18 protein-coding genes and 1 pseudogene are annotated in these 22,466 nt (G+C 69.6%); 1 reads left to right on the forward strand and 18 read right to left on the reverse strand.

From position 1 onward, the window contains the following. Nucleotides 1-20: 20 nt before the first annotated feature. Entirely contained in the window at nt 21-1,409 is a 1,389-nt protein-coding gene (locus ACFYO0_RS26025; RefSeq protein WP_388680424.1) for an OFA family MFS transporter, read from the forward strand. Between the two features lie 81 nt (nt 1,410-1,490). Here ACFYO0_RS26025 and ACFYO0_RS26030 read toward each other — a convergent pair whose 3' ends face one another. The 18 genes and pseudogenes from ACFYO0_RS26030 to ACFYO0_RS26115 all read right to left on the reverse strand — a co-directional run bounded on the left by ACFYO0_RS26030 (nt 1,491) and on the right by ACFYO0_RS26115 (nt 22,398). Beyond that, complete coding sequence (locus ACFYO0_RS26030; RefSeq protein ID WP_388680427.1) at nt 1,491-2,543, reverse strand: sugar phosphate isomerase/epimerase family protein; 1,053 nt, start codon at nt 2,541-2,543, stop codon at nt 1,491-1,493. Between the two features lie 115 nt (nt 2,544-2,658). Further along, nucleotides 2,659-2,838: pseudogene (locus ACFYO0_RS26035) on the reverse strand (alkaline phosphatase family protein); the annotation flags it as partial. A gap of 36 nt (nt 2,839-2,874) precedes the next feature. Continuing rightward, nucleotides 2,875-4,047 carry a metabolite traffic protein EboE gene (gene eboE / locus ACFYO0_RS26040; protein WP_388680430.1) on the reverse strand — a complete coding sequence of 391 codons (1,173 nt, stop codon included), beginning with the start codon at nt 4,045-4,047 and terminating at the stop codon, nt 2,875-2,877. A gap of 3 nt (nt 4,048-4,050) precedes the next feature. Continuing rightward, a complete protein-coding gene (locus ACFYO0_RS26045) occupies nt 4,051-4,926 on the reverse strand; it encodes a TatD family hydrolase (protein ID WP_388680432.1) in 876 nt (291 codons plus the stop codon). Next, entirely contained in the window at nt 4,926-5,651 is a 726-nt protein-coding gene (locus ACFYO0_RS26050; RefSeq protein ID WP_388680435.1) for an EboA domain-containing protein, read from the reverse strand. Before ACFYO0_RS26050 ends, ACFYO0_RS26045 begins: the two co-directional genes overlap by 1 nt. Continuing rightward, complete coding sequence (locus ACFYO0_RS26055; protein WP_388680438.1) at nt 5,648-6,709, reverse strand: sugar phosphate isomerase/epimerase family protein; 1,062 nt, start codon at nt 6,707-6,709, stop codon at nt 5,648-5,650. The genes ACFYO0_RS26050 and ACFYO0_RS26055 overlap by 4 nt, the downstream gene beginning before the upstream one ends. Next, nucleotides 6,706-7,926: an inositol-3-phosphate synthase gene (locus ACFYO0_RS26060; RefSeq protein ID WP_388680441.1), complete on the reverse strand. Its 1,221-nt coding sequence runs from the start codon at nt 7,924-7,926 to the stop codon at nt 6,706-6,708. The genes ACFYO0_RS26055 and ACFYO0_RS26060 overlap by 4 nt, the downstream gene beginning before the upstream one ends. Before the next feature lie 144 nt (nt 7,927-8,070). Further along, nucleotides 8,071-9,474, reverse strand: coding sequence for a ThuA domain-containing protein (locus ACFYO0_RS26065; RefSeq protein WP_388680443.1), 1,404 nt, complete (start codon nt 9,472-9,474; stop codon nt 8,071-8,073). Between the two features lie 14 nt (nt 9,475-9,488). Further along, entirely contained in the window at nt 9,489-11,999 is a 2,511-nt protein-coding gene (locus tag ACFYO0_RS26070; RefSeq protein ID WP_388680993.1) for a PQQ-dependent sugar dehydrogenase, read from the reverse strand. Between the two features lie 83 nt (nt 12,000-12,082). Further along, entirely contained in the window at nt 12,083-13,087 is a 1,005-nt protein-coding gene (locus ACFYO0_RS26075; RefSeq protein ID WP_388680446.1) for a sugar phosphate isomerase/epimerase family protein, read from the reverse strand. Between the two features lie 13 nt (nt 13,088-13,100). Next, nucleotides 13,101-14,303: a Gfo/Idh/MocA family protein gene (locus ACFYO0_RS26080; RefSeq protein ID WP_388680450.1), complete on the reverse strand. Its 1,203-nt coding sequence runs from the start codon at nt 14,301-14,303 to the stop codon at nt 13,101-13,103. Between the two features lie 220 nt (nt 14,304-14,523). After that, the gene (locus tag ACFYO0_RS26085; protein ID WP_388680452.1) at nt 14,524-15,561 is read right to left on the reverse strand and encodes a substrate-binding domain-containing protein; all 1,038 of its coding nucleotides are present in this window, start codon (nt 15,559-15,561) and stop codon (nt 14,524-14,526) included. Between the two features lie 109 nt (nt 15,562-15,670). Beyond that, complete coding sequence (locus tag ACFYO0_RS26090) at nt 15,671-16,690, reverse strand: ABC transporter permease (RefSeq protein ID WP_388680455.1); 1,020 nt, start codon at nt 16,688-16,690, stop codon at nt 15,671-15,673. Further along, nucleotides 16,687-18,204, reverse strand: a complete 1,518-nt coding sequence (locus ACFYO0_RS26095; protein ID WP_388680457.1) for a sugar ABC transporter ATP-binding protein — start codon at nt 18,202-18,204, stop codon at nt 16,687-16,689. Before ACFYO0_RS26095 ends, ACFYO0_RS26090 begins: the two co-directional genes overlap by 4 nt. 165 nt (nt 18,205-18,369) lie before the next feature. Next, nucleotides 18,370-19,551 (reverse strand): ROK family transcriptional regulator, encoded by a 1,182-nt coding sequence (locus tag ACFYO0_RS26100; protein ID WP_189326998.1) that lies wholly within the window; start codon nt 19,549-19,551, stop codon nt 18,370-18,372. Nucleotides 19,552-19,750: 199 nt separating this feature from the next. Further along, the gene (locus ACFYO0_RS26105) at nt 19,751-20,473 is read right to left on the reverse strand and encodes a VOC family protein (protein WP_388680460.1); all 723 of its coding nucleotides are present in this window, start codon (nt 20,471-20,473) and stop codon (nt 19,751-19,753) included. Nucleotides 20,474-20,637: 164 nt separating this feature from the next. After that, on the reverse strand, nt 20,638-21,315 hold the full coding sequence (locus ACFYO0_RS26110) for a GntR family transcriptional regulator (RefSeq protein WP_388680462.1): 678 nt from the start codon (nt 21,313-21,315) through the stop codon (nt 20,638-20,640). Nucleotides 21,316-21,459: 144 nt separating this feature from the next. Continuing rightward, nucleotides 21,460-22,398, reverse strand: a complete 939-nt coding sequence (locus tag ACFYO0_RS26115) for a beta-ketoacyl-ACP synthase III (RefSeq protein ID WP_388680465.1) — start codon at nt 22,396-22,398, stop codon at nt 21,460-21,462. Between the last annotated feature and the right edge of the window lie 68 nt (nt 22,399-22,466).

The following is a 22,466-nucleotide window of genomic DNA, read 5'->3' on the forward strand; positions in this document are numbered from 1 at the left end:
ACGCGAAGGGTTCGATCGACATGGCGACAACTGACATCTCCACATCCGTCCCCTACAGGGAGGTGACGGACGCCAACGGCCGGATGTACCGGATCGGTGAATCCGATATCGACATCATGGGCCGCAAACGCAAGTGGATGGTCATCCTGCCCTGGGTGGGCATGATGGGCATCAGCTCGGCGGAGTACGCGTTCGCCTCCGCCGAGGAGACTCTGCACACGGCACACAGCTGGAGCAACGGGCACATCTTCTGGATGCTCGGCGTGTGGGTGTTCTTCCAGGCGGCTGTGGCCTTCCCCGCCGGAAAGCTCCGTGAGAGCGGGAAGCTGCCCGCTCGCTGGGCGATGATGCTGGGCGCGATCGGCACGCTGTTGGGTTATGTGTCACTCGCTTACGCACCGCATGTGATCGTCGCGTACGTGGGCTTCGGCATGTTCAGCGGTATGGGCGCCGGCATGGTGTACGCGACCTGCGTGAACATGGTCGGCAAGTGGTATCCGGAGCGCAAGGGCGGCAAGACCGGCTTCGTCAACGGCGGCTTCGCCTACGGCTCGGTGCCCTTCGTGTTCATCTTCACCGGCTTCATGGATCTCTCGAACTTCCGCTGGGTCCTCGTCTCCGTCGGCATCTTCCTGGCGGCGGTCGTCGCCGTGGCCGGTTACTTCTTCCAGGATCCGCCGAAGAACTGGTGGCCCGCCGAGGTCGACCCGCTGCGGAAACCGGACGACCCGCGCGCGCGGCGCGCACTGGAGAAGAACCCGCCCGCCGTGAAGCAGTACACACCGATCGAGGCATGGCGGACGGGCCGAGTGGGTCTCATGTGGTTCTGCCTGCTGTGCACCTCGGGCGTCAACATCTTCGGTATCGCCTTCCAGGTGCCGTTCGGCAATGACGTCGGCTTCGCGGGCGGGATCGTGGCGACCGCCATGTCCATGAAGGCGATCGTGAACGGCACCGGGCGCGGCGTCATCGGCTGGCTGTCCGACCGGTACGGCCGTAAGCAGTGCCTCATCTTCGTCTGCATCGTGCTGGGCCTGTCGCAGTACGGCATCCTCTGGTCCGGCAACATCGGCAACCTGCCGCTGTTCCTGGTCTTCTCCAGCATCTCCGGATTCGGTGGCGGCGCGATCTTCCCGATGTTCGCGGCGATGACCGCGGACTATTTCGGCGAGAACAACAACGCCTCCAACTACGGCCTCGTCTACAGCTCCAAGCTGGTGTCCGGCCTGCTGGGATCCGGCATGGGCGCCGTGGTCGTGGGCGCCTGGGACTACGCGGGCGCCTTCATCCTCGCCGGTTCCATCTCGTTGTTCGCCGGCTTCATGGCCCTGTTCCTGCACCCACCGGGGCGGCCCCGCAAGCAGCGCATCGAGCCCAACCCGCACCCGACCGGTGAGGAGATGGCCTGAGATGACGGGCGGGGCCCACAGCGCGCTCCCTCCCTTCGGCACACCAGGCTGCCGAAGGGAGGGCGCGCGCTGTGGGAGCCGTCAGCACTTCTCGCGCAGGGAGTGCAGGTGCTCGCTGGAGCGGCGGGCGAAGGTGAACGATTCGGTGGGATTGTCGTGTTCGGCCTGCCAGTGGTGGGCGAGGCGGTGGCCCTTCAGGCGCGTGACGCCGGAGATGAAGCGCTGGTAGTCGATGTCGCCGTCGCCGACGTCGGTCATCTGGTAGCCGAAGGGGTTCGACGGGTCACTGACGCCGTCCTTCACGTGGAAGAGCGGGTAGCGGTTGGGCCGCTTGAGTACGTAGTCGAGGGGCTCGAAGGGCGCCGGTGTGCCGTCGACCCTCTTGGAGAAGCGGAACTGGCCCACGTAGGCCCAGTAGATGTCCATCTCCAGGTAGACGAGCTTCGGGTCTGTCTCGGCGAGCAGCACGTCGTAGAGGCGGACCTTCGGCTTGTCGGTGGCGAAGGAGAACTCCTCCGAGTGGTTGTGCTGGTAGAACTTCATGCCGCGCGCCCTCGCCGCCGCGCCATAGGTGTTGAACTCCTCGGCGGCGCGCTTCCACGCGTCGACGGTCGAGCCGTAGCGGAACGGGTTCGACGCGGTGCCGATGTGCTTGAGACCCAGGGCCTGGGCGTCGTCGAGGACCTTGTTGAGGTTCTGCGCGAAGGTGTACGCGTTCGGGTCGCTGGAGTAGTAGCCGACGTGGCTGCCGATGGGGTTCAGGCCGTGGTCGCGGGCCAGTCGCTTGAGCTGGGCGAGTGTGATGGGTCCCGCCGACCCTTGGGTGTATCCGGCGAACTCGACCTCGTCGTAACCGTACTTCGCCAATTCGGCGAAGACGGGCGCGAAGCCGAGCGTGGAGACCTTGTCGCGGAGGCTGTAGAGCTGGATGCCCAGCCGGCCGGGCGGCAGGACGGGGCGGCTCCGTCCCGCTTCGGCTGCCGTGGCCGGGGTGGCGGCGGTGCCGAGCAGGGCGGCGGCGGTGGCGCCCGCGGCCACGCCGAGCATGCCTCTTCTGCTGAGGCGGTGGGTGAGTTCGGGGTCGTCGTTCTTGCTGGTGACGGCCGTGAAGGCGGTGCGGCTGGAGCGGCTCATGCCTGGAACTCCTCGGTGTCGAAGGGCGTTGTCAGTGGTGAGTGCTTCACTTGTGACCAGTTGGAAGAGACAGGTCGGGTGGGACCGCGGGCCATGGCGTGCCCGTCGGCGCCGATCAGTCGAGACCGGCCAGATGAAGCAGGAGCGATTTCACGTCGGTGACCGCGTGGCGGCCGCCGACAGTGCGGGGGGTGGAGCAGATGGGGAGCGGACGTTCGTCGTCGCTCGTGGGGATGCGGCCGTGGCTGCCGCGAATAGGTGACGGGTCGAGGGGCACGACCGCCACGCGATAGCGCCGGGACCGGGTCACCGGTCGGTGCACGGGCCTGGGTCACGGCAGTTCCTTCAGGCCGAGGTCCGTCAACAGGTCGCGGGCGAGGGTGAGTTCGGCGGCGATGCCGTCCGCGAGCTGGGCGCGGCCACGTGGGCGCAGCTCGGTCGGGAGGGCCTGCCAGGTGTAGGTCTCGACCTCCAGATGCCGGGTGAGCGGGTGCGGGCCGCCCACCAGTCGAGTCAGTGCGTCCTTGAGTACGGGCAGCGTGGAAGTGAGGGGCGCGGCCGGGGCCGCGTGCAGCGGGACGTGGAAGTGGGCGCGCCAGGGGGACGTGTCCGGCAGGGCGTCGCCCTTGAGGGCTTCGCCGAGGTCGTCGGTGCCGGCCAGGCCGGCTGCGGTGGCGCTGGTGCGGGTCTGGTGCAGAAAGCGGGGCTCGTCGAAGGCGGCCAGGGCCTCGCGTACTCCGGGAAGGTGGGGGTGTTCGGCGTGCAGGGCGGCTGAGAGCTGGGACTTGACGATGGGGACGCGGGCCGTGGTCAGCGCGTCCAGGGCGATGTGCGGATCTTCGAAGGAGGTGGCGAGGTGACAGGTGTCGACGCAGAGGCCGATGCGGTTGTGGTCGATCGCGGTGAGCGGGGCGATGGCATCGGCGGTGGTTTCGACGATGCAGCCGGGCTCCGGCTCCAGGCCGATACGGATGGAGCGTCCCGTCAACTCCTCAAGGACGTCGAGGCGTTCGGCCAAGGTGGCGAGGGCCGTGTGGGCCTGGGCGGCACGCGAGTCGTCATAAGCGGTACGCCAGGCGATCGGCAGGGTGGAGATGGTGCCTTCGCTGACGTCGTCGGGCAGGAGTCCGGCGAGGACACGGGCCAGGGCGGTGGTGTGGGCGAGGCGTTCGACGTCGGCCCAGTCCGGCTTGTACACGCGGTACTTGACCTCTTCGGCGCCGAAGCCTTCGTACGGGAAGCCGTTGAGGGTGACGACCTCAAGGCCTCGGGCATCGAGCTCGGTGCGCAGTCGGCGCAGAGCGGACGGGTCGCTCACAAGGGCGTGGGCGGCGTCCTTGGCCAGCCACAGGCCGATACCGAGGCGGTCGCGGCCGAGGCGACGGCGTACGGGTTCGCAGTGGTCGCGGAGTTGGGCGAGGACGCCGTCGAACGTCTCGGCCGGGTGGACGTTCGTGCAATAGGCGAGGTGGACTGTCGATCCGTCGGGGTGTCGGAAACGCATGGGTTACGCCTCCGGGGTGGCCGCGTCGGTGACCGGGGTGCCGCGGAGGATGGAGTTGCCCTCATGGGTGGCGTCCGTGGCGGCGACGTCGAGGGTGAGCCGACCGCTGAGTCCGTAGAAGGCGACGGGGTTGCGCCACAGCACCTGGTCGATGTCGTCCTCGGTGAAACCTGCCTCGAGCATGGCGTCGCCGACCTTACGGGTCTTGAGCGGATCGCTTCTGCCCCAGTCGGCGGCGGAGTTGACCAGGACCTGTTCGGGCCCGTACTCCCGCAGCACCGCGACCATCCGCTCCTCGTCCATCTTGGTGTCCGGATAAACGGAGAACCCGAGCCAGCAGCCGCCGTCCTTGGCTTCCTTGACCGTGGTCTCGTTGAGGTGGTCGACGAGCACCCGGTCCGGGGGCAGCGCGGACTCCCGGACGACGTCGAGGGTGCGGCGCAGGCCCGCCAGCTTGTCCCGGTGCGGGGTGTGGACGAGGGCGGGCAGCCCGTGGTCGGCGGCGAGCTGAAGCTGGAAAGCCAGGGCGGTGTCCTCGGCGGGAGTCATCGAGTCATAGCCGATCTCGCCGACGGCCACGACCTGGTCCTTGACGAGATACCGGGGCAGTTCGTCGAGGACGGGCACGCAGCGGGGGTCGTTCGCCTCCTTGGGGTTGAGGGCGAGCGTGCAGTGGTGGGCAATGCCGTACTGGGCGGCGCGGAAGGGTTCCCAGCCCAGTAGCGAGTCGAAGTAGTCGAGGAAAGAGGTGGGTGAGGTGCGGGGCTGACCGAGCCAGAAGGAGGGTTCGACGACGGCTCGGACGCCGGCCGTGTACATGGCCTCGTAGTCGTCAGTGGTCCGTGACGTCATGTGGATGTGGGGGTCGAAGATGCGCATCAGGACTCCTTGCCGGACGGGGTGCCGGGATGGTCCGACGGTGCCGAAGCGGTCGGCACGTCGCTCCCGGGCTCGGTCAGGGCCAGGACGCGGTACAGGTCCTCGGGCACGGGACGGCCCGCGGCGGAGCGTTCGTCGGCGTAGTCGCCGAGCATGCGGGCCAGTTCGAGGTCGGCGCGGGCGCGGCGGGGCAGTTCGGCCACCGCGTCTATGGGGACGCCGGTGAACAGGCACTTCAGGACCGCGTGCCGCCAGTTGTGGGCGTCCAGATGCCGGGCGGCGTACGGGCCGACAGCGGCGGCCAGGAGCCGGGTGTCGTTGGTGCGCAGTGCGTCCTCGACGATCGGCAGGGCGTCGGGGCCCGGTACGAGGTGGGGCAGGGCGTGCAGGACGGCGCGGCGTTCGGCGGCGGTGCCCTGCCGGTAGACGCGGGCCAGGGTGTCGGCGTCGGCCCTGGCCCTGTGCAGAAGGAGGACGCGGGCGGCGTCAGCGTGCTCGGGCCCGCAACGGCGACCCGCCTCGGCGATGCGCAACTCCCAGACGGAAATGGGCCCGTGAGCGCCCGGGTGGGCCTCCGCTTCGTCAAGTGCCCGATCCAGCCAGGCGCGGGCGGCGGCGTCCAGCTGGGAGTTCAGGCGGGCGTGCAGGGCGGCGACGGCTTCCGTCGGCGTGGCGGGAGAAGCGCTGGTGGGAGAAGGAGCGGCGGCGTTGTGCAGGTGGTTCACGGGGTTCTCCCTTCGGAGGCGGCGCCCTCGCCGGGGGTCGCGGTCTTGTCGGGGTCTTGGGAGTTGTCGGGCTCCTTGGACTTGAGACCGGCGGCCGCATGGTGCAGGAACTGGAGGGATCGCTCGGCGAGTTGAGGGCCGGCGTGGGAGTGGCGGGGCAGTTCGACGACGATCAGGCCCTGATAGGAGGTGGTGGCCAGGGCTTCGAGTACGGGCGGGAAGTCGATCTCTCCGTCACCGAAGGGGAGATGTTCATGGAGGCCGCGGCGCATGTCCTCGATCTGGACGTGGCGGAGCCAGGGGGCGGCGGCGCGTATGCACTCCGCAGGTGAGAGGGGTTCCAGGCACTGGCAGTGGCCGATGTCGAGGGTGAGGCCGAGGGCGTCCGGGCTGCCGAGGGTCCGGCGGAGACGGTGGAAGTCGGTGAGGGTGGCGAGGAGGTGGCCAGGTTCGGGTTCGATGGCGAGTGGGATGCCGACGGTGGTGGCGGCGTCCAGGACGGGGGCGAGTGTTTCGGCGAGGCGTTTCCAGGCGGTGTCCTCGTCCGTGTTCTCGGGGGTGATGCCGCTGAAGCAGTGCACCGCGTGGGCGCCCAGGTCGCCGGCTACCTGGACCGCGCGGATCAACAGGTCGACGCGTCTGGCCCGTTGACCCGGATCCGGGTCGAGCAGGGACGGACCGTGTTTGCGCCACGGGTCGAGGACATAGCGGGCGCCGGTCTCGACGGTGACGCCCAGTCCGAGTTCCTCCAGCCTGCGGGCGACTCGACGGGTGCGGGTCACGAGGTCCGGGGCAAGGGGGTCCAGGTGCATGTGGTCGAGCGTCAGCCCTACGCCGTCGTAGCCGAGGTCGGCGAGCAGGGAGAGGGCATCGTTCAGGCGGAGGTCGGTGAGGCCGTTGGTGCCGTAGCCATAGCGGAGGGGTTGATCGACACCGGTCGCCGCCGAGCCGGTGCTTCCGTTCGACGGGGACTCACCGCCACTCAGCCGCCCCGACCGGTGCCGCGCGGACTCGTCCGCCGAAGCGCCCTGCGGCACCTCGCGCCCCGGCCCCGTCATCGCCCCTCCTCCGACAGCCCTCGCGACTCCCGCAGCCCCTGCGCTCCCGACACGTGCGACGCCCCCGAAGCCCCTAACCGCCCCGCGAGCCGCGCCAGTTCCGCGTACTGCTCCCCGAGCGCCGAAGGCCCGTCGCCCACCGGGTCCTTGAAGTAGAAGCCGAGTTCGCGCAAGGGGCCCGACAGACCCCTCTCGTGGGCCCGTGCCACCAGGCGGGCCAGGTCCAGGACCAGGGGTGCGGCGAGGGCGGAGTCGCAGCCCTGCCAGGTGGTCTGGAGGATCATGCGGGTGCCGAGGAAGCCGTCGAAGGCGATGTGGTCCCAGGCGGTCTTCCAGTCGCCGAGCGCCGGTACGTCGTCGATGTGGACCTCGCCCTCGGGAACCGCGGCGAGGGTGTCGGCGAGGACACGTTCCTTGCCCGCGTTCTTCGCCGCCGCGGCAGCCGGGTCGGACAGGGCCGCGCCGTCGCCGCCGCCCAGCAGGTTGGTGCCGGACCAGGCGCGGACCGCCAGGGCCCGCTGCGCGAACATCGGGCCGAGGACCGACCGCAGCAGGGTCTGGCCGGTCTTGCCGTCACGGCCTGCGTACGGCAGCCCGGAGGAGACGGCGGCTGACGCCAGCGCAGGGTGGTGCAGGCCCGTGGACGGCGTGAAGTTGACGTATGGGCAGCCGGCCCGCAACGCCGCCGCCGCGTAGAGCGAGCTCGGGGGCAGCTCGGTCCTGGCCGGAGCGGGTTCCGTGGACGCGACGTTCACGACCACCGCCCGCGCGAGACCGTGACGGCGTACGAAGTCCCGCATGTCCGTGGCGAAGGCGGCCACCAGTTCCTTCGTGTCCCGGGTATCCCCGGGGAGGGGGCCGCCCGGCCTGATCTCCCGGTCCGCAGCGGCGAGTTCCGCACCCACGGCCGTCGGGAGGCCGTGCGGCATGACTCCCCCGGCGGCCAGGACTTCCGCGCGCTTGGGCAGGGGGCAGTCCTCCGTGTCGTGGCCGCCGAAGACGAGGGACGACAACGTCGGCAGTCCGGAGCCGGAGAAGAGGTCGGTCTCGGTGACCATGCCCGTCGGAGGGTGCAGGCCGGCGGTCATGGCCGCGCAGCCCGCGACAACGGTGGTGGCAACGGAACCGCGCGCTCCGATCAGCCACACGCCCACCCGTGACTCGGGCACCCGCGACTGGGACATCCGGGACTCGGAAGGGAACGGTTCGGCGGACATGGTCAGCCTCCTTGTCGTACGCGAGCCAAAAGGGCCGTACGCGAACCAGACGGCCGTACAGAAACCAGAGAGCCGTGCAGAAACACAGCAGTAAGAGGGGGTAAGACGGCGAGCGGGAGTCCGGCGTCCCCCGCCCGCCGTCGCTCAGTCACCCGCTGGAGCCGACCGTGTCGACGCCTTCACGGGCAGTTCCTTGATCCGGATGTCACGGAAGGACACCTGGTCTTCGGCCCCGTGGTTCTGGATGCCGATATGACCGTCACGCAGGCTTCGCGCGGGATCGGTGTTGGTGAAATCGTTGATCTTCACGCCGTTGAGATACACGCGGAGCCGTTCGCCCTCCACGCGGATCTCGTACGTGTTCCACTCCCCCGGCGGGTTCAGCGCACTGTCGCGCTTCCTGATGTCGGCGGACTGGAAGCTGTAGACGGACCCGGTGGTGCGGTCGGGCGTGTCCGTGGCGTCGATCTGGATCTCGTACCCGTTGTTGACCGCCGACCAGGGATCGTCGGAGGCCGGGAAGCCCACGAAGACACCGGAGTTGTCGTCCCCGGCCACCTTCCAGTCGAGCTTCAGCGAGTACGAACCGAACTGCGAGTCGCCGTACCAGAGCATGCCCAGGCCACCCGACGACGTCAGCGTGCCGTCGTCGCTGAGGGTGAACGAGCCCGGCCCCGCCTGCTTCCAGGCGGACAGTGACTCCTCCGTGCCGTCGAAGAGCGGCCGGTAACCGTTCTCCGGGCGGCAGTCGGCCTCCGCGGCCCCGATCGCCCAGCGCACTCCGCCCAGCAGGTGCTGCCGGACGGCGGGATCGGCATACGACTCCTTGGTGTGGCCGACCCCGGTGTAGAAGGAACGGCCGCCCTGGTAGTTCTGGCACCAGGCGATCGGATGGTCGCCGTTCATCGTGCCGCCGGTGTACGACGACTCATCGAGCGAGGCCAGGACATGGGCCCGGTCCCGGGGATTGGAGCGGTAGTTGTACCACTCGTCCGTACGGTCCCAGGCCTCCCCCAGGTGCGAGGTGGCCGGATGCGCACGGTCCTCGACGTCGATCCGTGCGGGCTGGATCGCCGGGTGCGACTGGAAGTAGGCGCCCGCGAGGCCGCCGTAGAAGGCCCAGTCGTACTCGGTGTCGGCGGCCGCATGGACGCCCACGTAGCCGCCGCCGCGCCGGACGTAGCCCTCGAAGGCACGCTGTTGGGCGTCGTTGAGCACATCTCCGGTGGTGGACAGAAACACGACGGCGTCGTACTTGGCGAGGTTGCGGGAGGTGAAAGCTGCCCCGTCCTCTGTCGCGTCCACCGTGAACCCGCCCTCGGCGCCGAGGTCCTTCACCGCGGCGATCCCGTCGGGGATGGAGTCGTGCCGGAACCCGGCGGTCTTGGAGAACACCAGCACCCGGCCGTCCGCACGCCCCTTGACGTCAGCCTCCTTCGACTCGGCCTGCTTCGCATCAGGCCCTTTCGACGCGGCCGGCCCCGACACACACCCGATGAGCAGGGCGGCGCCCAGCACGGCGGTCACCGTTCTGCCTTTTGCGCGCATGACAGCCCACCCCCTCAGCGAGTCGTGAAGGTGAAGTCGTCCACCTCGTACAGCGCTCCGGTCCCTCGTCCCTTGAACACGAGGTAGAGCGTGGTCGTGCCGCGGGGTGCTTTCGTCAGGGACGCGCTGACGTCCTGGTAGGTCTCCCAGCCTCCGGTCACCGGAACGGTCGCGGTGCCGAGGAGACGGCCCGTGGGCGAGCCCGCGCGGACCTCGAGCTTTCCGCCCGCGCCGCCGGAGGCGACCCGTGCCGTGATCTTCGTGGCGTTGCTCAGCACGTAGGGCTCGAAGGAGATCCAGTCGCCGCTGTTGATGTCGCCGACGGTCTTGGCGCCGTGCGCGGTGGTACGCGACTGCACCGTGGTGCCCGAGGTCTTCCCGAAGTGCTCGGCCTGCCGGTGCCTGGGCTGCGCGACCGCCTGGTCGTGACTGGTGAGCGCCTCCTGGCCGCCGCCACCGCCGTCGGTGTACTCCGCGTCGATGACGCCGAAGATGTTCGCGTTCTCGTCATGGCCGCCGTCGGCGCTGGTCTGGAGGGTGCCGGAGCAGCCGTTCGCGGAGGTGAGCGGGTGTCCGTGGCTGTCGTGGCCGAGGACGAAGCTGACCTTCACCTTGGCACAGTCGATGGCCCCGTCCTCCGGGTCGGTGACCTTGACCTTGAAGGGCACCGCGTCTCCGAAGCTGAACAGCTGCCCGTCGCCCGGCAGTTCCAGGGTCACCTTGGGCGCCGTGTTGCCCACCACGATCTGCACGCTCGCGCTGCCTGTCCGGCCGCCGGCGTCCTTGGCCGTCAGCGTCGCCGTGTACGTCCCGTTCTTCGTGTACTTGTGCGTGGGGTTGGCCGACGTCGACTTGCCGCCGTCGCCGAAGTCCCAGCTGTAGGTGAGGGAGTCGCCGTCGGCGTCACTGGTGCCGGCGGACGAGAACTTCACCCTCAGCGGTGCCTGGCCCGACGTCCGGTCGGCGGCGGCCTGCGCCACGGGCGAGCGACCGTCGGTGGCGTTCTCGATCCGGTAGAGGGCCGAGTTCTCGTCACCGCCGAACCAGGCCAGGCCGTAGTCGAGGACGTACAGCGCGCCGTCCGGGCCGAAGGCCATGTCCATCACCTGGGTGCCGGTCCACGGGATGTCATTGATGGACTGCACGGTGCCGTCGGCGTCCGAGCTGATGCGCTTGATCCAGCGGCGGCCGAACTCCCCGGCGAAGAAGTCCCCGTCGTACGCCTCGGGGAACTTGACCGGCGAGTCGAGCTCGGGGTCGTAGTCGTAGACCGGGCCGCCCATCGGGGACTCGGAGCCGTCGCCGAACTCCGGTACGGACGCGCCGTCGTACGGAATCCAGGCGGGCTGCGCGGGAGGCAGCTCGGTCAGGCCGGTGTTGTTCGGCGAGGTGTTCTTGGGGGCGGCGCAGTCAAATGCCGCACCGGAAGCGCCGGTTGCGAAGTCGTAGTCGACGTAGGCGTCGTTGTCGCCGGTGCAGTACGGCCAGCCGAAGTTGCCGGGCTTGGTGATGCGGGCGAACTCGACCTGGCCTGCGGGACCACGGGCCGGGTCGGCGGCTCCTGCGTCGGGGCCGTACTCACCCACGTACAGAATCCCCGTCTTCTTGTCGACGCTGAAGCGGAACGGGTTGCGCAGGCCCATCGCGTAGATCTCGGGACGCGTCTTGTCCGTGCCGGGCGCGAAGAGGTTGCCGTCGGGGATGGCGTAGGAGCCGTCGGCGTTCACCTTGATGCGGAGGATCTTGCCGCGCAGGTCGTTGGTGTTGCCGGCCGTGCGCTGGGCGTCGAAGGCCGGGTTGCGGTTCGCGCGCTCGTCGATGGGGGTGAAGCCGTCCGACTGGAACGGGTTGGAGTCGTCACCGGTCGACAGGTACAGGTTCCCCGCCGCGTCGAAGTCGATGTCGCCGCCGACGTGGCAGCAGATGCCACGGGATGCCGGGACGTCGAGGATCTTCTTCTCGCTGGCGTTGTCGAGGGTGCCGTCGGCCTTCAGGACGAAGCGCGAGAGCCGGTTGACGCCGTCGAACGGCGCGAAGTCGGCGGCGGTGCCCGTCTCCGGGGCGTCACCCGCCGGGGTGTTCATCGGCGGGGCGTAGTAGAGGTAGATGAAGCGGTTGTCGGCGAAGCCGGGGTCGACGCCGATGCCCTGCAGACCTTCCTCGTCGTGCGCGTACACGTCGAGCTTGCCCGCGAGTTTCGTGTTGCCCGCGGCGTCGGTGATCCGCAACTCCCCGTCGCGCGAGGTGTGCAGGACCGAGCGGTCCGGGAGGACGGCGAGCGACATGGGCTCGCCGGTCTCGGGCTCGCCCTTGGCGAGGGTGACCTGCTGGAAGTCCTCGGCCGCGGGCTCGGCAGCCGCCGCCGGGGTGCCACCCGGGTCGGCAACGGCTGCGCCGGCCGCGGGGGCGGTGAGGCCGAGTGAGGCGCCCGCCAGCAGCAGGCCGCTCAGCAACGCGAGGGCCCCACGAAGTCTCGGGCGTCTGGTGTGGCTTCTGGTGTTCCTGTTTCTGACGTACGGGTGCACGAATGCCTCCACGATGGGGCTGGTCGTACGGGTGTGTGCGGAACGCCGGGGTGCGCCGTCACCCCGGAGGTGCGTCGGAAAGATCAGTCGTTGCCGCCGAACGCCGCGTCGAAGGACGCCGTCGGCGGCTCGAAGTCGTACGCCTTGAGCCGGGTGAGTGCCTCGGGTGCACCCTGGAGGCGGTCCATGCCGGCGTCCTCCCACTCGACCGAGACGGGTCCCGTGTAGTCGATGGAGCGCAGCATCCGGAAGACGTCCTCCCAGGGCACATCGCCGTGGCCGGCGGACACGAAGTCCCAGCCGCGCCGCGGGTCGCCCCACGGCAGGTGCGAGCCGAGGCGGCCGTTGCGTCCGTCGAGGCGCTTGCGTGCTTCCTTGCAGTCGACGTGGTAGATCCGGTCGCGGAAGTCCCACAGGAAGCCGACCGGGTCGAGGTCCTGCCAGACGAAGTGCGAGGGGTCGAAGTTCAGCCCGAAGGCCGGACGGTGGTCAACTGCCTCCAGCGCGCGCTGGGTTGTCCAGTAGTCGTACGCGATCTCGCTGGGGTGGACCTCGTGGGCGAACCGCACGCCCTCGTGGTCGAAGACGTCGAGGATCGGGTTCCAGCGCAGGGCGAAGTCCTCGTAGCCGCGCTCGATCATCGATTCGGGGGCGGGCGGGAACATCGCGACCAGATGCCAGATCGCGGACCCCGTGAAGCCGATGACGGTGTCGACGCCGAAGGCCGCCGCCGCGCGTGCGGTGTCGGCGATCTCGGACGCCGCCCGCTGCCGTACGCCTTCCGCCTCACCGTCACCCCAGATGCGGGCCGGGAGGATGGCCTGGTGGCGTTCGTCGATGATGGCGTCGCAGACCGCCTGGCCGACCAGATGGTTGGAGATGGCCCAGCACTTCAGGCCGTACTTGTCGAGCAGTTGGCGCCGGGAGTCGAGGTACGAGGGGTCGGCGAGTGCCTTGTCGACCTCGAAGTGGTCGCCCCAGCAGGCGAGTTCGAGTCCGTCGTAGCCGAAGTCGCGGGCGAGCCGGCAGACCTCCTCAAGCGGTAGGTCGGCCCACTGGCCGGTGAAGAGCGTGAAGTTGCGCGGCATGGAAGGGCCCTCCTCAACTCGCGACGGGGGTGTATACGGAGTTCTTCGCGGCGCTCTCCTCGACGGCCGCGAGCACGCGCTGCACCTGCAGTCCGTCGGCGAAGGAGGGCGCCGGTGCGCTGCCCTCGGCGATGGCGTTCACCAGGTCGCGGGCCTGGTGGACGAAGGTGTGCTCGTAGCCGAGGCCGTGACCGGGCGGCCACCAGGCCTCCAGGTAGGGGTGATCGGGCTCGGTGACCAGGATGCGGCGGAAGCCCGCGTGGGTGCCGGGCTCCCGGTGGTCGTGGTACTCGAGCTCGTTGAGCCGCTCCAGGTCGAAGGCCAACGAGCCGTGCTCACCGTTGAGTTCGATGCGCAGGGCGTTCTTGCGGCCGGTGGCGTACCGGGTGGCCTCGAAGGAGGCGAGGGCGCCCGACGCGAAACGGCCGGTGAAGACGGCGGCGTCGTCCACGGTGACCTGACCGACGCCATTGGAGGAGACGGCGGACAGGCCGCTGGTCGGGCCGCCGGGCAGCGGCCTTTCCCGTACGAAGGTCTCGGTGAGCGCGGACACTCCCACGACCGGCTGGCCCACGAGGTACTGCGCGAGGTCGACGATGTGCGCACCCAGGTCGCCGAGCGCGCCCGAGCCCGCCGTCTCCTTGCGCAGCCGCCAGGTCAGCGGGAACTCCGGGTCCACCAGCCAGTCCTGAAGGTACGTCACCCGTACGTGGCGCAGGGCGCCCAACCGTCCCTCGGCGACCATCTTCCGGGCGAGGGAAGTGGCGGGCACCCGGCGGTAGTTGAAGCCGACCATCGCCACCTGGCCGCGTCGGGCGGCGGCTTCGGCGGCCTCGGTCATCGCCTCGGCCTCCTCCACCGTGTTGGCGAGGGGCTTCTCGCACAGCACGTGCTTGCCGGCGGCCAGTGCGGCAAGCGCGATCTCGGCGTGGCTGTCGCCGGGCGTGCAGATGTCGACGAGGTCGACGTCGTCCCGAGCGATCAGCGACCGCCAGTCGGTCTCGGCCGCCGCCCAGCCGAGCCGGTCGGCCGCCGCTCGTACGGCCTGTCCGTCGCGGCCGCAGACGGCGGCGAGGACGGGGCGGCGTGGCAGATCGAAGACGCGGCCCACGGTGCGCCAGCCCTGGGAGTGGGCGGCGCCCATGAACGCGTATCCGACCATGCCAACGCCCAGCGCGGGCTTGGCTGCCTCGTCGCCCTGGTGCGGCTGTCCCATGGAGATGTCCTCCTCGTCGTCGTGGTGCGCTGTGGGGGGTGTTTACGGGGCGCTCCGCGAGAGGTGCGGTTGGAAAACTGCGGGTCCGTCGTGGCTGGTCGCTTGCCCACTCCCGGCTTCGCTCGAGCGGGGGACCCCCATCGCGGCTGAGCCGCAAATGTCACAGCCCCGCGCCCCTTACGGGGCGCGGCGCAGCACCCACTCGAACCCGGCGGGCACGTCACTTGAAGCCGGTGGGCATGTACTGGTCGACGTTCTCCTTGTCGACGACTGCCGAGTAGAGCGTCAGGGACGCCGGGATCTCGAACTCGGCGAGGCCGCCTACGCCCTTGCCCTGGCCCAGGGCGCGGGCGAGGTCGATCGCGGAGGCGGCCATGGTGGGCGGGTAGAGGACGGTGGCTTTGAGGACGCCGTCGTCCGCCTTGATGGCCTGGAAGGCGGACAGCGCGCCCGCGCCGCCGACCATCAGGAAGTCGTCGCGCCCGGCCTGGTCGATGGCGCGCAGGGCGCCCACGCCCTGGTCGTCGTCGTGGTTCCACAGGGCGTCGAAGTTCGACTGGGCCTGCAGGAGTTGGGACATCTTGGCCTGCCCCGACTCGACGGTGAAGTCGGCGGCCTGCCGGGCGACCTTCTTGATGTTCGGGTAGTTCTTGAGGGCCGCGTCGAAGCCCTGCGTACGCTGCTGGGTCAGCTCCAGGTTGTCGAGCCCGGCGAGTTCGATGACGCGGGCGTTCTTCTTGCCCTTGAGCTTCTCGCCGATGTAGTGACCGGCGTTCAGGCCCATGCCGTAGTTGTCGCCGCCGATCCAACAGCGGTATGCCTGCGGCGAGTTGAAGATCCGGTCGAGGTTGACGACGGGGATGCCGGCGCGCATGGCCTGGAGCCCGACCTGGGTGAGGGCCTTGCCGTCGGCGGGCAGGACCACCAGGACGTCGACCTTCTTGTTGATCAGGGTCTCGATCTGGCCGATCTGCTGGGCGGTGTCGTTGGAGCCCTCGGTGATCTCCAGCGTGACGTCCTTGTACTTCTTGGCCCGGTTCTTGGCGTTGTCGTTGATGGCGTTCAGCCAGCCGTGGTCGGCCTGCGGGCCCGCGAAGCCGATGGTGACGGGCTTGCCGGGCTTGTCGTCGGCGGCGGGCTGGTCGTTGGAGGCCGGCTCGTCGCTGGACTCGTTACTCGTGCAACCGGTGAGGAGCGCACCGGCCCCGACGGCGGCGGTGCCGAAGAGCAGTCCTCTGCGGCTGGTGAACTCTGGCATGGCGGTGGACCCTTCCGTGAAGGACGTGCGAAACGGCTCAAGTCGTGCTGGCGCTACGGCGTCAAGTCGTGCTGGCGCTACGGCGTCAAGTCGTGCTTGTGGTGCGGCGTCAAGTCGTGTGTGCGGTACGGCGCTGGACGAGCACGGCGGCGACGATGATCGCGCCCTTGGCGATCTGCTGGACGTCGCTCTGCAGGTTGTTCAAGGCGAAGATGTTGGTGATCGTGGTGAAGATCAGGACGCCGAGCACCGAGCCGACGATGGTGCCGCGCCCGCCGCTGAGCAGCGTGCCGCCGATGATCGCGGCCGCGATGGCGTCGAGTTCGTACAGGTTGCCGTTGGTGTTCTGGCCCGAACCGGCCAGCACGATCAGCAGGAAGGCGGCGATGCCGCAGCACAGCCCGGAGAGCAGATACAGGTACAGCCGCTGCCGGCGGACGTCGATGCCCGCGAGCCGGGCCGCCTCCGCGTTGCCGCCGACGGCCACCGTGCGCCGCCCGAAGGTGGTGCGGTTGAGCAGCAGCCAGCCGATGACGGTGACCACCGCGAAGACCATGACCAGCGGCGGGATGCCCAGGATGTAGGCGTCGCGTCCGCCGAGGTCCAGCACGCTCTGGACCGTGACGACCTGGGTGTTTCCGTCGGTGATCTGCAGAGCGAGCCCGCGGGCCGAGGCGAGCATGGCGAGCGTCGCGATGAACGGGACCATGGCTCCGTACGCGATCAGCATGCCGTTCACCAGGCCGCAGCCCACGCCGACGACCATCGAGGTGAAGAGGATGCCGATGAAGCCGTACTCCTGGGTGGCCACCGTCGTGGCCCATACGGAGGCGAGCGCGACGATCGCGCCGACGGACAGGTCGATGCCGCCGGAGACGATGACGAAGGTCATGCCGACGGTGACGACACCGATGACCGAGGCCTGGGTGAGGACGAGTTGAAGGTTGCGGGTGTCGAGGAACTGGTCGGGCTTGGTGATGCCGCCGATGATGATCAGGGCGGCGAGTACGCCGAGCAGCGAGAGGGTGCGGACGTCGGCGCGGGCCGTGAGTGCCCGCCAGGGGCTGGGTCCCTCCACCGGCGACATTTTCGGGGTGTCATCCCGGGGCGGTGATGCGTGCTGCGTCATGACGCCGGAGTTCCTTCCATGACGAGGTCGAGTACACGGGGTTCGTCGAGCTCCCGGGCGGGCGCCGTGTGCACGACGTGGCCCTCGCGGAGCACCAGGACGCGGTCGGCGAGGCCGAGGACTTCGGGGACTTCGCTGGAGACCAGGAGCACGGCCAGGCCTTCGTCGGCGAGGCGGCGGATGACGGCGTACAGCTCGGCGCGGGCGCCGACGTCGACGCCACGGGTGGGCTCGTCGAGCAGCAGCACCCGGCAGCCGCGCAGCAGCCAGCGGGCCAGTACGGCCTTCTGCTGGTTGCCGCCGGAGAGGGTGCGCACGGGCACGGAGGGGTTGTCGGGGCGCAGCGACAGCTCGCGCGTGGCCTTCAGGGCCGCTTCCCGCTCGCCGCTCCGGTCCAGCCAACCCCCGTACGAGAAGCGGGACATGGAGGACACGGACACGTTGCGCGTGACGGATTCCAGCATCAGCAGGGCTTGTGCCTTGCGTTCCTCGGGGGCGAGTCCGAGTCCGGCGCGGACGGCGTCCCGTACGCTGCCAGGCTTCAACCGCCTTCCTTCGACGAGGACCTGACCTGCGGTCGGTTTGCGCGCGCCGTAGATGGTCTCCAGGATCTCGGAGCGTCCGGAGCCGACGAGTCCGGCGAGGCCGACGATCTCGCCCGGCCGGAGGCTGAGGTCGAGGGGTGCGAACTCCCCTTCGCGGGCCAGGCCCTTGACCTCGAGTACCGGTTCCGGGAGCGCGTCGTGCACGGGCCGCTCGGGGAAGACGTACTCCACGTTCCGCCCCGTCATCAGCGCCACGACCTCACTCGTCGGCGTCGACTTCGCGGGCAGCCCGCCGGCCACCGCGCGCCCGTCCTTGAGGACCGTGACGCGGTCGCCGATGCGGCGGATCTCCTCCAGGCGGTGCGAGATGTAGACGACCGCGACGCCGTCGCCGGTGAGGTCGCCGACGATGCGGAAGAGGTTGTCGACCTCGTCGGGGTCGAGGGCGGCGGACGGTTCGTCCATGACGATGAGGCGTACGTCGTGGGAGAGAGCCCGCGCCATGGAGACGATCTGCTGCTGGGCGGCGGACAGGTCGCCGACGAGCCGGGCCGGATCGATCTCGGGGTGACCAAGTCGCTTGAGCAGGGCGGCCGTTGAGGAGCGCGCACCCTTGCGTCGTACGACGAAACCGGCGGTCGTCGGCTCATGACCCAGGTAGACGTTCTCGGCCACCGACAGGCCCTCCACCAGGTCGAGTTCCTGGTAGATGGTGGCGATGCCGAGGCGCATGGCGGCGATTGGCGAGCGGAGGGTGACGGGGTCGCCGCGCCAGCTGATGGTGCCGTTGTCGGGCTGGTGGGCGCCGGCCAGGACCTTGATGAGGGTGGACTTCCCGGCGCCGTTCTGGCCGAGCAGACAGTGCACCTCGCCGGGCTGGACGTCGAGGTCGACGCCGTCGAGCGCGCGGACGCCGGGGAACGACTTGGTGATCCCGGACATGGTGAGCAGCGGTGGTTCGGATGCCATGACGGTTCCCCTTGGCGGGCGTGCGGGCCGGTTCAGGGCAGGGCGGGGTAGGGCAGGGGCGGTGCGGGGTGCTGTGCTGGAGTGATGCAGGGTGGTGTGTCGGAGCGGTGCGTGTGCTGTGCTGGTGGCTTTACGTGCGGCCCTGGTGGAGCGTGACGTGCTGCGTCAAGCAGGTGAGAACAGGTGGTCGCTGATGAGCCGGGCCGCGCCGATGACTCCGGCAGTGGGGCCCAACTCCCCTAGGACGATCGGGAGGTTGCCGGTCGCGAGGGGCAGCGACTGGCGGTAGACCTGGGTGCGGATAGCGGCGAGAAGGGTGTGGCCGAGGCCGGTCACTCCGCCGCCGATCACCACCAGGCCGGGGTTGAAGAAGCTGACGAGTCCGGCGATGACCTGGCCGGTGCGGAAGCCGCCCTCGCGGATCAGATCGAGTGCCGTGGTGTCGCCCGCGACGGCCGCGGCGGCGACGTCGACGGCGCTGAGGCTGCCGTTCGTCTCCAAGCGGCTCGACAGTTCCGGTGACAGCCCCTGCTGGGCGGCTTCCGTGGCGTCGCGGGCAAGTGCGGCGCCGCTGAAGTGGGCTTCCAGGCAGCCCCGGTTGCCGCAGGCGCACTGGCGGCCGTCCGGTACCGCGAGGATGTGGCCGATGTCGCCGGCGCTGCCCGTCGTACCGCGGTAGACCTCACCGCCGACGACGATGCCGCAGCCGATGCCGGTGCCGATCTTGACGCAGAGGAAGTCGCCCACGGAGCGTGCGACGCCCGCGTGCTGCTCCCCCATGGCCATCAGGTTCACGTCGTTGTCGACCATGACGGGGCAGCCGAGGTCCTGGCTCAGCGCCTCGCGCACCGGGAACCCGTCCCAGCCCGGCATGATCGGCGGGGCGACCGGGACACCCTCGGGGAAACGGACCGGTCCTGGTACGCCGATGCCGGCGCCGTCGAAACCTTCCGCGAGCCCCGAGGCCCTCAACTTCGCCGCCATGGACAGGACTTGCTCGAAGACCGCGACCGGGCCCTCGCGTACGTCCATGGGCTGGTTGATGTGTCCCAGCACTTCCAACTCGGCGTTGGTGACGGCCACATCGATCGACGTCGCGCCGATGTCCACGCCGAGGAAGCGCAGAGCGGGCGCGAGCCGGATGTTGTGGGACCGGCGGCCACCGCGCGAGGCGGCGAGTCCGTCGGCCACCACGAGCCCCGTCTCCAGGAGCCGCTCGACCTCCACGGCCAGCTTGGACCGCGAGAGATCGACCCGATCGCCCAGCTGGGCACGGGAGTTGGGCCCGTCGTCACGCAACAGCCTGAGCAGCCGCGCCTGGTGGGCGTTCGCGGGTCGCGCCGTCATACGTCTCACGAGCCCCTCCCCGCCTCATCGGCACCGCTTCGTCGTGCTTTCGAGGGGAACGTAGCAGCGGTTGCCGGGGGTGGGAAGAAGTTGAGCAGTAATTCGTGCCTACTTTTTCCACTCACAGGACAAAGAGTGGCCGACGGTGGCTCCGAGCCCACTCTGAGGAGGGCAGGGCCGCCCACCCGGATCGCTCGCGTTATCGGGGCCCCAGCACACAGAACTCATGGCCGTCGGGATCGGCCATCACCACCCAGGGGACCTCGCCCTGGCCGATGTCGATGCGAGTCGCCCCCAGGGAGACGAGGCGGTCGACCTCAGCCTGCAGATCACCGTCGGCAGGCGGAGCGAGGTCGAAATGCAGCCGGTACTTTCCGGTCTTCGGCATCAGGGGCGGACCGCCCCACGTGACCTTCGGACCGCCGTGCGGCGAGCGGATCGCGGTCTCTTGGTCCTGGTCCCAGACCAACGGCCAGCCCAGCGCCTGGCTCCAGAAGTACCCGACCTCCTGCGAGCCGTCGCACGCGATCGCTCCGATGAATCCGCAGTCGGCAAGGAAGTTGTTGCCCGGCTCGATGACGCAGAACTCATTGCCTTCGGGGTCGGCCAGCACCACGTGACCCTCCTCGGGACGCTGACCGATGTCGATGTGACGGGCACCGAATTCCAGGGCCCTCGCCACCGTCTGCTGCTGGTCCTGGAGGGACGTGCTCGTCAGATCGAAGTGCATCTGGTTCTGGCCGGTCTTCTGCTCCTGGCTCGGAAGGAACCGCATCCGGAACCCGGTGTCATCGCTCGGTAGGAGCACGATGCCCTCGGAGTAGTCGTCGGACATCTCCCAGCCCAGGAAGCCGGCCCAGAAGCGCGCGAGACGGAGCGGGTCGTTCGCATCGAAGCAGAGCGCGTGGAGGTGAGAAGTCATCCGCAAAGCTAAAGCGCCCGGGAACTGCCACGCAACGCGGTTTTGGACGCGGCGACACACCCAGGAATCCCTGGCCGGGTACGGCCCTGAAGGTGGTCCTGTGCCTCAACCACCGCAGCGCGCCCGCGGGTTGGAGAGACGGCTGCCGTCCGAACCGGAGCCGGTCAGGCTTTCTCGCGCGCGTGATACGTCCTGCGCGTGTGCTCCGTGTGGGCGCGCATGACCTCCGTCGCGCGCTGCTCGTCTCGGGCCGAGATCGCCGCGATGAGTTCGCGGTGTTCGATCCAGGACTGGTGACCGCGTTGGCGGGCGACCGGCGTGTAGTACCAGCGGACCCGCCGGTCGACCTGCGCCGCCAGCTCCGCGAGGACCGCGTTGCCCGCCAGCTCCATGACCTTCGCGTGGAAGCGGGCGTTCATCGCGACCGCGCCGTCCACGTCGTCGGCGTCCACCGCCCGCTCGCCCTCCGCGCACAGCTCCTCAAGGGCGCTGATGCCGGCACTGCCCGCGGCAGCCGCGGCGAGCCGGGCAGCCTCGGCCTCCAGGAGCGTACGGACCGTGAGGAGCTGGTCCGCCTCCTGCTCCGTCGGCTCGTGCACGAACGCGCCCTGCGCGGGCCGCAGATCGACCCAGCCCTCGGTGTTCAGCCGCTGCAAGGCCTCGCGCACGGGCTGCCGGGAGACCCCGAGATGCCCGGCGAGCTCGCTCTCGACCAGGTGCTGGCCGGGCTGCAGGGCGCGCGTCGTGATGAGTTCAAGGAGCGCCTCGTAAACACGATCCCTGAGCGGCCCCGGCCGTTCGAGCTTGGGTACCGCCCCCTGCGGCAGTCCTGTCGACAACATCGCGGTCCCCCTCCTGTGCAACGGCAGCGCGGTAGCCGAAAGCCGGTGCCAGCCAGTATCAATTGTCTTTCGTCTACAGTCTACGGCGCACAACAGCCAGGGCGAGGGGGAGTTGGGCTCGTCACACCACCGGGAACCCGCACGTCATGGGCAGCGGACCACCTGTCCCGCGTACGACAGATTGCCGCCGAAGCCGAAGAGCAGCACCGGGTCGCCGGTGGAGATCTCGCCGTGTTCGACGAGCTTCGAGAAGGCGAGCGGGATGCTCGCCGCGGACGTGTTGCCGGACTCGGCGACATCGCGCGCGACGACGGCGTTCACGGCGCCGATCTTCTCGGCGAGCGGCTCGATGATGCGCAGGTTCGCCTGGTGCAGGACGACCGCGGCGAGGTCCTCTGGGGCCAGGCCCGCCCGCTCGCAGGCCTTGCGCGCGATGGGCGGGAGCTGGGTGGTGGCCCACCGGTAGACGCTCTGCCCCTCCTGTGCGAACCGCGAAGGCGTGCCCTCGATCCGTACCGCGTGCCCCATCTCGGGCACCGAACCCCACAGAACCGGCCCGATACCGGTCTCCTCCGAGGCCTCGACGACCGCGGCCCCCGCCCCGTCCCCGACGAGCACGCAGGTCGTACGGTCCGTCCAGTCCGCGACGTCGGACATCTTGTCGGCGCCGATGACGAGCACCCGGCTCGCGCCCCCGGCGCGTACCGCGTGGTCGGCGGTGGCCAGCGCATGCGTGAAGCCCGCGCAGACGACGTTGAGGTCCATCACAGCCGGGGACGGGATGCCGAGCCGGGCGGCGACCCGGGCGGCCATGTTCGGCGAGCGGTCGACCGCGGTGGAGGTCGCCACCAGGACCAGGTCGATGTCGTCGGGTGCGAGTCCGGCCGCCGCGAGGGCCTTGGCGGCGGCGTGCGCGGCCAGCTCGTCGACCGGTTCGTCGGGTCCGGCGATATGCCGTGTGCGGATGCCCACCCGGCTCCTGATCCACTCGTCGCTGGTGTCGACCAGACCCGCCAGGTCCTCGTTGGTGAGTACCTTGGCGGGCTGGTAGTGGCCGACGGCGGCGATGCGTGAGCCCCTCATGGGCGGTCCCCCTCGTTGCCTGGGTGTATGACCCACCAGTCTGTTCGGGTACTCACGGGTACGAGGGC

Origin of the sequence: Streptomyces sp. NPDC006365 (assembly GCF_042870755.1) — a bacterium.
Taxonomy (GTDB): Bacteria; Actinomycetota; Actinomycetes; order Streptomycetales; family Streptomycetaceae; genus Streptomyces; species Streptomyces xiangluensis.

Coding starts and splice junctions, on each gene's coding strand:
- ACFYO0_RS26025 (WP_388680424.1), top strand. CDS start 21: ATGGCGACAACTGACATCTCCACATCCGTCCCCTACAGGGAGGTGACG.
- ACFYO0_RS26030 (WP_388680427.1), bottom strand. CDS start 2,543: ATGAGCCGCTCCAGCCGCACCGCCTTCACGGCCGTCACCAGCAAGAAC.
- eboE (WP_388680430.1), bottom strand. CDS start 4,047: ATGCGTTTCCGACACCCCGACGGATCGACAGTCCACCTCGCCTATTGC.
- ACFYO0_RS26045 (WP_388680432.1), bottom strand. CDS start 4,926: ATGCGCATCTTCGACCCCCACATCCACATGACGTCACGGACCACTGAC.
- ACFYO0_RS26055 (WP_388680438.1), bottom strand. CDS start 6,709: ATGACGGGGCCGGGGCGCGAGGTGCCGCAGGGCGCTTCGGCGGACGAG.
- ACFYO0_RS26060 (WP_388680441.1), bottom strand. CDS start 7,926: ATGTCCGCCGAACCGTTCCCTTCCGAGTCCCGGATGTCCCAGTCGCGG.
- ACFYO0_RS26065 (WP_388680443.1), bottom strand. CDS start 9,474: ATGCGCGCAAAAGGCAGAACGGTGACCGCCGTGCTGGGCGCCGCCCTG.
- ACFYO0_RS26075 (WP_388680446.1), bottom strand. CDS start 13,087: ATGCCGCGCAACTTCACGCTCTTCACCGGCCAGTGGGCCGACCTACCG.
- ACFYO0_RS26080 (WP_388680450.1), bottom strand. CDS start 14,303: ATGGGACAGCCGCACCAGGGCGACGAGGCAGCCAAGCCCGCGCTGGGC.
- ACFYO0_RS26085 (WP_388680452.1), bottom strand. CDS start 15,561: ATGCCAGAGTTCACCAGCCGCAGAGGACTGCTCTTCGGCACCGCCGCC.
- ACFYO0_RS26090 (WP_388680455.1), bottom strand. CDS start 16,690: ATGACGCAGCACGCATCACCGCCCCGGGATGACACCCCGAAAATGTCG.
- ACFYO0_RS26095 (WP_388680457.1), bottom strand. CDS start 18,204: ATGGCATCCGAACCACCGCTGCTCACCATGTCCGGGATCACCAAGTCG.
- ACFYO0_RS26100 (WP_189326998.1), bottom strand. CDS start 19,551: ATGACGGCGCGACCCGCGAACGCCCACCAGGCGCGGCTGCTCAGGCTG.
- ACFYO0_RS26105 (WP_388680460.1), bottom strand. CDS start 20,473: ATGACTTCTCACCTCCACGCGCTCTGCTTCGATGCGAACGACCCGCTC.
- ACFYO0_RS26110 (WP_388680462.1), bottom strand. CDS start 21,315: ATGTTGTCGACAGGACTGCCGCAGGGGGCGGTACCCAAGCTCGAACGG.
- ACFYO0_RS26115 (WP_388680465.1), bottom strand. CDS start 22,398: ATGAGGGGCTCACGCATCGCCGCCGTCGGCCACTACCAGCCCGCCAAG.